This window comes from Pseudomonas sp. SW-3 (assembly GCF_016615645.1).
Lineage (GTDB): Bacteria > Pseudomonadota > Gammaproteobacteria > Pseudomonadales > Pseudomonadaceae > Aquipseudomonas > Aquipseudomonas mandelii.
This window is the reverse complement of sequence record NZ_CP067098.1, coordinates 4,451,235-4,463,655: the sequence shown is the minus strand read 5'-3', so window position 1 is coordinate 4,463,655 and position 12,421 is coordinate 4,451,235. Positions and strand designations below refer to the sequence as shown.

General features: G+C 60.6%; 11 protein-coding genes and 1 other RNA gene. 8 read left to right on the top strand and 4 right to left on the bottom strand.

Features of this window, described 5'->3' with window-relative positions; translation table 11 throughout:
* Positions 1-165 precede the first annotated feature (165 nt).
* Positions 166-1,332 carry a zinc-binding metallopeptidase family protein gene (locus JIO00_RS20015; RefSeq protein WP_077748206.1) on the top strand — a complete coding sequence of 389 codons (1,167 nt, stop codon included), beginning with the start codon at positions 166-168 and terminating at the stop codon, positions 1,330-1,332.
* Positions 1,333-1,516: 184 nt separating this feature from the next.
* Positions 1,517-1,613: signal recognition particle sRNA small type (gene ffs / locus JIO00_RS20010), an RNA gene on the top strand.
* Between the two features lie 182 nt (positions 1,614-1,795).
* On the opposite strand, the gene JIO00_RS20005 is transcribed toward ffs, so the two are convergent.
* Positions 1,796-2,110 carry a helix-turn-helix domain-containing protein gene (locus JIO00_RS20005; protein WP_010456454.1) on the bottom strand — a complete coding sequence of 105 codons (315 nt, stop codon included), beginning with the start codon at positions 2,108-2,110 and terminating at the stop codon, positions 1,796-1,798.
* Positions 2,111-2,413: 303 nt separating this feature from the next.
* Between JIO00_RS20005 and JIO00_RS20000 the strand changes: the two genes are divergently transcribed.
* Complete coding sequence (locus tag JIO00_RS20000) at positions 2,414-4,114, top strand: putative bifunctional diguanylate cyclase/phosphodiesterase (protein ID WP_083376170.1); 1,701 nt, start codon at positions 2,414-2,416, stop codon at positions 4,112-4,114.
* 141 nt (positions 4,115-4,255) lie between these two features.
* Here JIO00_RS20000 and JIO00_RS19995 read toward each other — a convergent pair whose 3' ends face one another.
* A complete protein-coding gene (locus JIO00_RS19995; RefSeq protein ID WP_102594709.1) occupies positions 4,256-5,005 on the bottom strand; it encodes a substrate-binding periplasmic protein in 750 nt (249 codons plus the stop codon).
* Between the two features lie 144 nt (positions 5,006-5,149).
* Here JIO00_RS19995 and dnaX point away from each other — a divergent pair, with 144 nt between their 5' ends.
* The 5 genes from dnaX to JIO00_RS19970 all read left to right on the top strand — a co-directional run bounded on the left by dnaX (position 5,150) and on the right by JIO00_RS19970 (position 10,874).
* Positions 5,150-7,240 (top strand): DNA polymerase III subunit gamma/tau, encoded by a 2,091-nt coding sequence (gene dnaX / locus JIO00_RS19990; RefSeq protein ID WP_200666707.1) that lies wholly within the window; start codon positions 5,150-5,152, stop codon positions 7,238-7,240.
* 67 nt (positions 7,241-7,307) lie between these two features.
* On the top strand, positions 7,308-7,646 hold the full coding sequence (locus JIO00_RS19985) for a YbaB/EbfC family nucleoid-associated protein (RefSeq protein ID WP_007933349.1): 339 nt from the start codon (positions 7,308-7,310) through the stop codon (positions 7,644-7,646).
* Positions 7,647-7,901: 255 nt separating this feature from the next.
* Positions 7,902-8,936 (top strand): NADP-dependent oxidoreductase, encoded by a 1,035-nt coding sequence (locus JIO00_RS19980; RefSeq protein ID WP_010456439.1) that lies wholly within the window; start codon positions 7,902-7,904, stop codon positions 8,934-8,936.
* 65 nt (positions 8,937-9,001) lie between these two features.
* Positions 9,002-9,604 carry a recombination mediator RecR gene (recR, locus tag JIO00_RS19975; protein WP_010456436.1) on the top strand — a complete coding sequence of 201 codons (603 nt, stop codon included), beginning with the start codon at positions 9,002-9,004 and terminating at the stop codon, positions 9,602-9,604.
* A gap of 121 nt (positions 9,605-9,725) precedes the next feature.
* On the top strand, positions 9,726-10,874 hold the full coding sequence (locus tag JIO00_RS19970; protein ID WP_200666705.1) for an acyl-CoA dehydrogenase family protein: 1,149 nt from the start codon (positions 9,726-9,728) through the stop codon (positions 10,872-10,874).
* A 120-nt stretch (positions 10,875-10,994) separates the two neighbouring features.
* Here the strand turns inward: JIO00_RS19970 and JIO00_RS19965 are convergent, their stop codons facing one another.
* A complete protein-coding gene (locus JIO00_RS19965) occupies positions 10,995-11,543 on the bottom strand; it encodes an adenine phosphoribosyltransferase (protein WP_010456433.1) in 549 nt (182 codons plus the stop codon).
* A 79-nt stretch (positions 11,544-11,622) separates the two neighbouring features.
* Complete coding sequence (fnr, locus tag JIO00_RS19960) at positions 11,623-12,357, bottom strand: fumarate/nitrate reduction transcriptional regulator Fnr (RefSeq protein WP_010456431.1); 735 nt, start codon at positions 12,355-12,357, stop codon at positions 11,623-11,625.
* Between the last annotated feature and the right edge of the window lie 64 nt (positions 12,358-12,421).

Below are 12,421 nucleotides of genomic sequence, written 5' to 3'. Positions count from 1 at the left end.
TCAACCTGTGGCGAGGGAGCTTGCTCCCGTTCGACTGCGCAGCAGTCGCCAAGACTTCGGGGACCGCTTCGCAGCCCAGCGGGAGCAAGCTCCCTCGCCACAGAAAACGGAACGATCCTCGCTGGGGAATGATCTAGTCTTGGCAAGCCCCAGGGAGAGATCGCCATGTACCGCTTCTTCGAACAGCTCAGCTCACGCATCGCCGCGCCCTTCATGGGTGGAAGTTCGCGCAACAGCAAGGTCTGGCAGTGCCGCTGCGGGCAGTCGCTTTTCTTTCGCAACAGCCAGTGCCTGGCCTGTTCGGCAGCCTTGGGCTATCAGCCGGAGCAGAGTCGCCTGTCCTCGCTGCAGCCGGGTGTGCTGGCGGATACCTGGTTGCTTGACGCCGACCCCGAAGCCGGCCTGTTCCGGCGCTGCGCCAACCTCGATTCCCCGGCTGCGTGTAATTGGCTGCTGGCCGCCAATGACCATGATGCGCTGTGCATCGCCTGTAGCCTGAATCGCACCATCCCTGACCTCTCAATTGCCGAAAACCACGAACGCTGGCGTCAGGTCGAAACCGCCAAGCGGCGTCTGGTCGCGCAGTTGATCAGCCTGGGATTGCAGGTGATTCCCAAAAGCGTCGACGAACAGACCGGTCTCGCCTTCGATTTCATCGGTGTTGACCTGGAAGGCAAACCGCCGACCACGGGGCACGCCAATGGCCTGATCACCCTCGATATCAAGGAAGCCGATGACGCCCACCGCGAAAAGGTCCGGGTGCAAATGCACGAGCCTTATCGCACGCTGCTCGGGCATTTTCGTCATGAAGTCGGGCATTACTACTGGGACCGGCTGATCGCCAACAGTCATTGGCTGGAACCGTTCCGCAACCTGTTCGGCGACGAGCGTCTCAGCTACGCCGACGCCCTCGAACGCCATTATCAGCAAGGCGCACCGCTCGACTGGCAGCAGCAATGTGTCAGCGCCTACGCCACCATGCATCCATGGGAAGATTGGGCGGAAACCTGGGCGCATTACCTGCACATGATGGACGCGGTGGACACGGCGCTGGGGTTTGGCATGAGCGCGCGCGAGATGGATTTCGACTATCAGCCATTCCCGCTCGACACGCTCTACGATCCACAGCATCCCGGCGGCGCGGCGTTCCTGTCGTTCGTCAACGCATGGATCGAACTGGCCGGCATGCTCAACGAGCTGTCGCGGAGCATGGGGCAGCCGGATTTCTATCCGTTTGTGCTGCCGCCCGCGGTTATCGCCAAACTGCACTTCATCCATCTGGTGATCCAGCAGGAGGGCGGCAGGGCGGATGAGGTGTTGCAAGACCTGTAGCCGCCTGCATTCACTTGCAGCAGCCTCGCAAGCTCGACAGCTGCTACATGACTACGGTGTTCTGCAGACTTTGCATGTCCTTGAACCAGCACATATTTTTTAATCCCCCCGAACGGTTGTAACTTCGTCCCAGATAGGTACAATGGCGCGGCTCGCCGTCAGGTGAGCGTCGTTATGGTGACCCCATCGGTCCCCCCGCAACGATTACCCGTGAACCTGGTCAGATCCGGAAGGAAGCAGCCACAGCGGGAACATTGTGTGCCGGGGTGTGGCTGGTGGGGTTGCCTCCATAACGCACCGCGAGCCCTCTCTCGCGTTTTCTGTCTGAAAATACTTAGTGTGTGTTGCTGCCATGGCCCTTGATCCAGGCGGTTTTTTGTCGTTCCTGATTTTTAGAATGAATATAAAAAAGGAGGCCGATGTGTCGTATCAGACACGTCGGCCTCCTTTTTCATTTCCGCCACTAAGGCTTGGACAAGGCCTGGTCAACCGCTGCGATCAGCTTTCCCAGATCCTTCGGGGTGGCTTTATGGATGACACCGAACAGATACGCCCGCTGTTCATCTTCATCACCCATATCGGCGAAAAAGGCTTTCAGCTTTACGTCCAGCACGTCGGCAAGCAAGAACAAGGCTTCGACGCTGGGGGTATAGGTTCCGGTTTCAAAGCGGCTGATGGTTTTGGGGTCAAAACCGGTTTTTTCGCCGAGTTCAGCCTGAGTAAGCCCCGCGACCTTGCGGTAGCGTCGGATGGCCGGACCCAAACTTGAAATTTGCATCGCTCAATTCCCATTTAGAATCAAGAACTTAACGATAGATTTTCGCATTAGACAACCGCATGATCCATCACCTTGCTTTGCAAAATGTGATGCGTTTCGTAGAATCGCCGCCAATAAGGGGTGATTGGTGATCTGTTTCCAGAAAATGGGCAACGCCAAACCGCCAGCATTGCGCTCCTTTGCCGGCCTTGCACGAGGTTTTTGAGACTAGCCGATCTTCGGTTCTGCGCGGTCATCAAATGCGGGTCATGGAGTGAACACGTGTTTGCGCAGTCCCACCGCTAGCGACAGCGAGCCTGATTCATGGATGAGAAATACCGCAGGGCCGTGGATGCCGCCGCCATTTTTTCCGAGACGGACCTGAGCGGCCGGATCACCCACGTCAATGATCAGTTCTGCGCCGTGTCCGGTTATAGCCGCGACGAGTTGCTCGGGCAGAACCACCGTCTCCTCAACTCCGGCGTGCACACCGCTGATTTCTTCGCCGGTATGTGGCGCACCATCGCGCTGGGCAACGTCTGGAAGGGCGAAATCTGCAATCGTGCCAAGGATGGCAGCCTGTACTGGGTCGAAAGCACCATGGTGCCCGTGCTCAATGACGACACCGGACGGGTCGACCGATACCTGTCGATTCGTTTCGATATCAGCGAAAAACGCCAGTTGTTGCATTCCCTGCAATGGCGGGTCGGGCACGACGTGCTGACCGGGCTGCCCAATCGCGCGTTCCTCTCCGATCTGCTGGATCAGGCGCTGGAGTTCTCCCGAAAGGAAAACATCCCGCTCGCCGTGTGCATGCTCGACCTTGACGGGTTCAAGGCGGTCAACGACGGCTACGGTCACGCCAGTGGCGATCAATTATTGGTTGAAGTGGCCAAGCGTTTGCGCCACATCGTGCGCGGCGAAGATGTCGTGGCGCGGCTGGCCGGCGACGAGTTCGTGCTGGTGTTGCGTTACGTGCGGGATCTGCCGGAGTTGCGCGCGGCGCTGAACCGGGTGCTGGGGGCGATTTCGGCGCCGTATACCTTGCACGGCAAGGACATCAATGTGTTCGCCAGCATCGGCGTTACGCTGTTCCCACTCGACCATGAAGATGCCGAAACCCTGCTGCGTCACGCCGATCAAGCCATGTACGTGGCCAAGCAGCGCGGGCGCAACCGATTCCATCTGTTCGACGTGTCCAGGGATCAGGAGGTCAAGGCCACTCACCAGACGGTCGAACGCGTGCGCCAAGCGCTGGCCGCCGATGAGTTGCGTCTGCATTTCCAGCCCAAGGTCAACATGCGCCTTGGCGTGGTGGTCGGCTTCGAGGCGCTATTGCGCTGGGAACACCCGCAAAACGGCATGGTGCCGGCCCGGGAGTTTTTGCCGTTTGTGGAAGAGACGGACCTGATCGTCGACATCGGTGAATGGGTGATGGATCAGGTGCTGACGCAGTTGCACCACTGGCAGCAGGCGGGGCAGGGCTGGCCGATCAGCATTAATATCGCGGCACGGCATTTTCAGCGCGCGGATTTCGTCGACCGGCTCAGGCACGTCCTCGCCCGGCATGCCGACATCGCGCCGCAGATGCTCGACCTGGAAATTGTCGAGTCGGTGGCGGTCGAGAATATCCAGCACGTCAGCGACTGTTTGCAGGCCTGTCAGGCGCTGGGGGTGCAGTTTTCACTGGGCGACTTCGGCACTGGCTATTCGTCGCTGAGCTACCTCAAGCGATTGCGCACCCAAACCATCAAGATCGATAAGTCGTTTGTGCGTGACATTCTGGACGATCGCGATGACCTGGCGCTGGCCACGGCGGTGATCGGTCTGGCCCGGGCGTTTGGCCGGCAGGTGATTGCTGAAGGACTGCAAAGTATCGAGCACGGTGAGTTGCTGTTGCGACTGGGGTGTGAAGTGGCTCAAGGCTATTTCATCGCCCGGCCAATGCCGCCCGCCGACGTGCCTGGTTGGGTCGCGGGGTTCGTCGCGCCGCCGCAATGGCAAGCGCTGGATCAGGTTGGCTGAAGTTCTGTAATCGACACTTATCCCCTGTAGGAGCGAGCCTGCTCGCGATAGCAATCTGGCAGTCGCCATCAGTGTTGAATGGCAAACCGCTATCGCGAGCAGGCTCGCTCCCATAGGTTTCGTGTTGATCAGAGGATTTGCTTAAAGTGTGCCAGGCCCCGAACCGATATAAAGCCGGATAATGTCATCAATCTCCCCCGACATTTTCATCCGCAGCAACGTGCGCAGTATGCGTTGCACCGGCACCTTGGGGTCGTTGCGCACGTAGCAGCCGACGCTCTGTTCCTCCAGCACCGCCACGCCTTTGAGTTGCTTGTCGGGTAACAGGCGCTGATTGAACCAGTCCAGTGCCCATTGATTGCTCACGGCATAGCGATAGCGCCCGGCGTGGAGTTTTTCCAGCACTTGTTCCTGGTTGCGCGCGTCTTCGCGGTGCAAACGGTCGGCATTGAACAGCGGTTGCAAGGTGGGATAGGAGTAGCCGAGCACGGTACCGATGGCTTGCCGCGACAAGTTCGCAGGCACCACCAAAGGCAGCGGATCCTGCCGGCTGATCAGCATGTCGCGCTGAAACCAGAGGGGAATGCTCCAGAGGTAGTCGCCGGACTGATTCGGCAGCCAGGACTGCGCGGCATAGCAGCGGATATCGACCTCGCCGTGTTCCATGGCGCTTTGCACCCGCGCCCGGGGCAACACATGAAATTCGGCCGGCACGCCGACCTGGGTCGCCAGGCTGAGCATCACGTCATACAGGATGCCCTGGGTCACTTGTCCGCGTTCCAGTTGCACCATCGGCATCGCCCAACTGTCGGGCACCACAAAACGCAGCGGCGCTTCGGCGGCGGCGACGCTCAGACTTATCCACAGCAGTGCCCCCAAGGCAAAACGCATAAACGCTCCGGTACGTCGCAAACCTGAGCCGATAAAAGCCCCCCAAAGTGCATCTTAGCCAGATTAGACGAGCGCACCGGATGCAATTTTGGCCTTGCTCCGCTAGCATTAGCCGCTTCTGTTCCTTCGTTGCGACGGTTTTCGATGAGTTATCAGGTTCTTGCACGTAAATGGCGTCCGCGCTCGTTCCGCGAAATGGTCGGCCAGACCCATGTGCTCAAGGCTCTGATCAATGCCTTGGACAGCCAGCGGCTGCACCACGCCTACCTGTTCACCGGTACGCGCGGGGTCGGCAAGACCACCATCGCACGGATCATCGCCAAATGCCTGAACTGTGAAACAGGTATCACTTCGACGCCGTGCGGCGAGTGTTCGGTGTGCCGCGAAATCGATGAGGGGCGTTTTGTCGACCTGATCGAGATCGACGCCGCGAGCCGGACCAAGGTCGAGGACACCCGCGAGTTGCTCGATAACGTGCAATACGCGCCGAGCCGTGGCCGCTTCAAGGTCTATCTGATCGACGAAGTGCACATGCTCTCCAGCCATTCCTTCAATGCGCTGTTGAAAACCCTTGAAGAGCCGCCGCCCTACGTCAAGTTCATCCTGGCGACGACCGACCCGCAGAAACTTCCTGCAACCATTCTGTCGCGGTGCCTGCAGTTCTCTCTCAAGAACATGACCCCGGAGCGTGTGGTCGAGCATTTGACCCACGTCCTGGGCGTTGAGAACGTGCCGTTCGAAGACGACGCACTGTGGCTGCTGGGCCGCGCCGCCGACGGCTCGATGCGTGACGCCATGAGTCTGACCGACCAGGCCATCGCCTTCGGTGAAGGCAAGGTCATGGCTGCCGACGTGCGGGCGATGCTGGGCACGCTCGATCATGGTCAGGTCTACGACGTTCTGCATGCGCTGATCGAAGGCGACGCCAAGGCCTTGCTCGAAGGTGTCCGCCATCTGGCGGAACAAGGCCCGGACTGGAATGGAGTGCTCTCGGAAATTCTCAACGTTCTGCACCGTGTCGCCATCGCCCAGGCATTGCCTGAAGGCGTCGACAACGGTCATGGCGACCGCGATCGGGTGCTGGCACTGGCCCAGGCCTTGCCGGCCGAAGACGTGCAGTTCTATTACCAGATGGGTCTGATCGGCCGCCGCGACTTGCCGCTGGCGCCGGACCCTCGTGGTGGCTTCGAAATGGTCCTGCTGCGAATGCTCGCATTCCGACCGGCGGACACCGTGGACGCCCCGAGGCAACCGCTAAAGCCAGTGGGGATCAGCCAGGCCACAGTTGATTCCGCAAATTCAGTGGCTGCCGCGCCGGTGGTGGCACCGGTAGTCGCTGCGGCAGTTGCACCCGTTGCGCCCGTTGCGCCAGCGCCTGAGCCCGTCGCGGCGGCGATTCCTGCCCCAGCGCCTGAACCGGTGGCGCCCGTTGTGGTGGCCGAGCCTGTGGTTGAGCCGGTCGCGGTCGAGGCGGCGGTCGACTTGCCGTGGAATGACCCGGTCGAGCCGGAACCCGTCCAGCAACCCGCCGTCGAGCCGGTCCTGGAAACCGCCAGCGAACAACCTGATCTGCCGCCCATGCCGTTGCCGACGCCGGACAGCGTGGTGCCGGACGCGCCGGAGTGGGCCGCAGCGCCGATCCCGGAACCGTCGGTGGCCGACGTCGATGCCGCCACCCCGGGCGTGGACCTGGATGACGAGCCGCCGCTGGACGAAGACTACATCGAGCCGGACATGGATTCGGCCTACAGCTACCTCGATGAACTGGCCAGTGAACATGCTGCCGAGCCAGCACCGGAACCCGAGCCTGAGCCGGCCGCCATGCCCGCCACCGGCCTGGCCCTGCAATGGCTGGAGCTGTTCCCGAAACTGCCGATCTCTGGCATGACCGGCAGCATCGCCGCCAACTGCACGCTGATCGCCGTCGATGGTGACCACTGGCTGATGCACCTGGCCCCGGCCCACAGCGCCTTGTTCAACGCGACCCAGCAACGGCGTCTCAACGATGCGTTGAACCAGTTTCACGGGCGCACCCTGACCCTGAGCATGGAGCTGATCAAGCCGGAGCAGGAAACCCCGGCCCAGGCCGCTTCCCGTCGTCGTGCGAACCGTCAGCGCGAGGCCGAGGAGTCGATTCACGGTGATCCGTTCATCCAGCAAATGATGCAGCAGTTCGGTGCGGTGGTTCGCAACGATACTATTGAACCTGTCGAAGCCCTGGTCAGTCAGGGCTAATAACTGAAGGCGTTTGGCCCCAAGGGCCGGGCGCTGTTTAAATCCAAGTACTTTTGAGGTGATTCCCATGATGAAAGGTGGCATGGCCGGCCTGATGAAGCAGGCACAGCAGATGCAGGAAAAAATGGCCAAGATGCAGGAAGAACTGGCCAACGCTGAAGTCACCGGTAAAGCCGGCGGCGATATGGTCACCGTGGTGATGACCGGTCGTCACGACGTCAAGCGCGTGACCATCGACCCGAGCCTGGTTGAAGGCCTGAGCGAAGACGACAAAGAGATGCTCGAAGCCGTGTTCGCCGCCGCCGTCAACGACGCCGTGCGCAAGATCGAAGCCAACAGCCAGGACAAAATGGGCAGCATGACCGCTGGCATGCAACTGCCACCGGGTATGAAACTGCCGTTCTGATTCGCCAAAGCGCGTCGGATGAGCTACAAAAAAATGCCAGGCATCGCGCCTGGCATTTTTGTTTCTGCCCGTTGGAAACGCGGTGCCTGTAAGGCAGCCTTCGCGGGCAAGCCTCGCTCCTACAGAAGCATCGCTGACCTTGCAGGTGCCGCGAAGAAGTCACCTCGGTCCAACGGACGAAACATCGAACGCCACACCTCCACAAAGGTCTGCTCCCTATACCGCCGAAATTCATCGATCACAGGAGACGCTCACATGCCAGACGCATTGACCCTCAACCAACGTATCGTCTTGGCGTCCCGCCCTGTAGGCGCGCCGACACCGGAGAATTTCCGCCTGGAACGGGAAGCACTGCCGGAACTTGCCGAAGGCCAGGTCCTGCTCAAGACTCAATTCCTCTCGCTGGACCCCTACATGCGCGGCCGCATGAGTGACGCGCCTTCCTACGCCGCACCGGTGGAAATCGGCGAGGTCATGACCGGAGGCGCTGTCAGCCGCGTCGAGCGCTCGCTGAATCCGAAATTCCACGAAGGCGATCTGGTGGTGGGCGCCACCGGTTGGCAGAGCCACAGCATCAGCGACGGTCGCAACATCATTCCGGTGCCAAGCGGTTTGCCGTCCCCGTCCATGGCCCTGGGTGTGCTGGGCATGCCGGGCATGACTGCGTACATGGGCCTGATGGACATCGGTCAGCCCAAGGCCGGCGAAACCCTGGTGGTCGCGGCCGCCTCGGGCGCGGTGGGTTCGGTGGTCGGCCAGGTGGCGAAGATCAAAGGCCTGCGCGTCGTGGGCGTGGCGGGCGGTGCGGAAAAATGCCGCTATGTGGTGGAGGAATTGGGGTTCGACGCTTGCGTTGACCACAAGAGCCCGAACTTCGCCGATGAACTGGCCCAGGCGTGCCCCGAGGGCATCGATATTTACTACGAGAACGTCGGTGGCAAGGTGTTCGATGCGGTGGTGCCGTTGCTCAATGCCAAGGCGCGGATTCCACTGTGCGGCCTCATCGCTTCCTACAACGCCCACGAAGCGCCGACCGGCCCGGATCGCCTGCCGCAATTGCAACGCACCTTGCTGACCAAGCGCGTGCGCATTCAGGGCTTTATCGTATTCGACGACTACGGTGATCGTCAGCCGGAGTTCGTCAGTGCCATGGCGCCGTGGGTGCGTGACGGCAAGGTCAAGTTCCGCGAAGACGTGGTTGATGGCCTTGAGAATGCGCCTGAGGCCTTCATCGGTCTGCTGGAAGGCCGCAACTTCGGCAAACTGGTGGTGCGGGTTGCCCAGGACTGAATAATTGACGCTAATCAGAGGCGCGGGTATAAACCGCGTCTCGTTGTTTTGTCGGACGTTTCCCCATGAGCTTCAGCCCTTTGATTCGCCAACTGATCGACGCCCTGCGCATTTTGCCGGGTGTCGGTCAGAAAACCGCTCAGCGCATGGCGCTGCAACTGCTTGAGCGTGATCGCAGCGGTGGTTCGCGACTGGCGTCGGCACTGAGCCAGGCCATGGAAGGGGTGGGCCATTGCCGGTTATGCCGCACGCTGACCGAAGACGACCTGTGCCCGCAATGTGCCGATACGCGCCGGGACGACACCTTGCTCTGCGTGGTGGAGGGTCCGATGGACGTCTACGCCGTGGAGCAGACCGGGTTCCGGGGTCGCTACTTTGTGCTCAAGGGCCATCTCTCGCCGCTCGACGGCCTGGGGCCGGAGGCCATTGGCATTCCGCAGCTGTTGGCGCGGATTGAAGAGGCGGGTTCCTTTACTGAAGTCATCCTGGCCACCAACCCGACCGTGGAAGGTGAGGCGACGGCGCATTACATCGCGCAGTTGTTGAGTAACAAAGGCCTGGTCGCTTCGCGTATTGCCCACGGCGTGCCGTTGGGGGGTGAGCTGGAGCTGGTGGATGGCGGGACGTTGGCGCATTCGTTTGCCGGGCGTAAGCCGATCGCTTTGTAGCGTCTGGACCGACGCCATCGCCAGCAAGCCAAGCGCCTCGGTCCATCAGATTCACAATAATCCAGTTGAAAACCAAGCAAGCGCTCGGTTAACTTCGCTGAACCTTCAGTGGAGTTCGCCGATGCCTGCCTTTCAGGAATACTTCGATCCCAGCCACCAATTGGTTCGCGACAGCGTCAGACGTTTCGTCGAGCGCGAGATTCTTCCGGACATCGATCAGTGGGAAGAAGCGGAAAGCTTTCCCCGCGAACTCTATCTCAAGACCGGTGCGGCGGGCATCCTCGGGATCGGCTATCCCGACTCCCTGGGCGGCAGTCACGAAGGCGATCTGTTTGCCAAGGTCGCCGCCAGCGAAGAGTTGATGCGTTGTGGCTCCGGCGGTCTGGTGGCCGGCCTCGGTTCGCTGGACATCGGACTGCCGCCGATTCTCAAGTGGGCCCGCCCCGAAATTCGTGATCGTGTGGTGCCGCAAGTGCTGGCCGGCGAGAAGATCAGCGCGCTGGCGGTCACCGAGCCCAGCGGCGGCTCCGATGTGGCCAACCTGCAAACCCGCGCTGTGCGTGACGGCGACTTTTACCGGGTCAGCGGCAGCAAAACCTTTATCACCAGTGGTGTGCGCGCGGATTTCTACACCGTGGCGGTGCGCACCGGTGAGCCGGGTTTTGGTGGCATCAGTCTGCTGCTGATCGAAAAAGGTACACCCGGTTTCACCGTCGGCCGGCAGTTGAAGAAGATGGGCTGGTGGGCGTCGGACACGGCCGAATTGTTCTTCGATGATTGCCGGGTGCCTGTGAGAAATCTGATTGGCGCCGAGAACATGGGCTTCGCCTGCATCATGAGCAACTTCCAGAGCGAACGCCTGGCCTTGGCGCTGATGGCCAACATGACGGCGCAGCTGGCGCTGGAGGAAAGCCTGAAATGGGCGCGTCAGCGTGAGGCCTTTGGCAAACCCATCGGCAAGTTCCAGGTACTCAAGCATCGCCTTGCGGAAATGGCCACGGCGTTGGAGGTGTCGCGCGAGTTCACTTACCGTCAGGCGGCGAAGATGGCAGCGGGGCAGAGCGTGATCAAGGAGATTTCCATGGCCAAGAACTTCGCGACCGACACGGCAGACCGGATTACCACGGATGCGGTGCAGATTTTGGGTGGTTTGGGGTATATGCGCGAGAGCCTGGTGGAGCGGCTGTATCGGGATAACCGGATTCTGTCGATCGGCGGCGGGACGCGGGAAGTGATGAACGAGATCATCAGCAAGCAGATGGGGCTTTAATCGGCGATGTAGCGGCTGACGCCATCGCGAGCAGGCTCGCTCCCACAGGGGACTTGTGAACGCCGCAAATCCAATGTAGGAGCGAGGCTTGCCCGCGAAGGCGTCAGTGAAGGCGCCGCCTTACTTCTCGCTCAACGCAAACTGCGTCAGGCAAAACGTCGCAATTCCCTGCTCTTCCAGCCGCTGCGACCCACCCAGCTCCGGCAGATCAATGATTGCCGCCGCTTCATGAATCCGCGCGCCCATGCGCCGAATCAGGTTCGCCGCCGCAATCAGCGTACCGCCGGTGGCGATCAAATCATCAAACATCACCACCGAGTCACCTTCGCACAAGCTGTCGGCGTGCACTTCGAGAAAGGCTTCGCCGTATTCGGTCGCATAACCTTCGGCCAACACGTCGGCCGGCAGTTTGCCTTGCTTGCGGAACAGCACCAACGGCTTGTTCAGCTGATAGGCCAGGACCGAGCCGATCAGGAAGCCGCGCGCATCCATCGCACCGATGTGCGTGAAGTCCGCCTCGACATAACGGTGGGCAAAGCTGTCCATCACCAGGCGCAGGGCCGTAGGCGACTGGAACAACGGGGTGATGTCACGAAAGATCACGCCCGGCTTGGGGAAGTCGATCACGGGGCGGATCAGGGATTTGATGTCGAAGGATTCGATGAGCATCGTCGAGGTGTCCTGGCAGGCTGCAAACGTCGCAGTATAACGGCGGCTGAACCGTTTCGCTCAGCCGCAATTATCTCCGTCAGCCTTCGAGCGAGCCACCGGCCAGGGCGCAGAGCTGGATCGGGTCGAGGATGTGGATTTCCTTGCCCTCGGCGGCGATCAGTTCGTTTTGCTGGAAGCGTGTGAACACCCGGGACACGGTTTCCACCGCCAGGCCCAGATAATTGCCGATTTCGTTACGCGACATGCTCAGGCGGAACTGGTTGGCCGAGAAGCCCCGGGCGCGGAAACGTGCCGAGAGGTTGACCAGGAACGTGGCGATGCGCTCGTCGGCGGTTTTTTTCGACAGCAGCAACATCATTTGCTGATCGTCGCGAATCTCGCGGCTCATCACCCGCATCAACTGACGGCGCAGTTGTGGCAGTTGCAGGGCCAGTTCGTCGAGGCGTTCGAAGGGGATTTCGCACACCGACGTGGTTTCCAGGGCTTGCGCCGAAACCGGGTGCTTCTCAGTGTCCATGCCCGACAGGCCAACCAGTTCGCTCGGCAAGTGGAAGCCGGTGAGCTGTTCTTCACCGCCATCGCTGAGGCTGAAGGTCTTGAGGGCGCCGGAGCGCACTGCATAAACGGAATCGAAAGTATCGCCTTGGCGGAACAGGAACTCGCCTTTTTTCAACGGGCGACCCCGTTTGACGATCTCGTCCAACGCTTCCATGTCTTCCAGATTCAGAGAAAGTGGCAAGCAGAGGGGGGCCAGGCTGCAATCCTTGCAATGGGCCTGGCCGTTAGCGCGCAGTTTTACTGGCTCGGACATTTCTTCAATCCTTGTGGGAAAACACACATAAGCCGTAAGGGTAACTCACGGGAGGACATTCAGG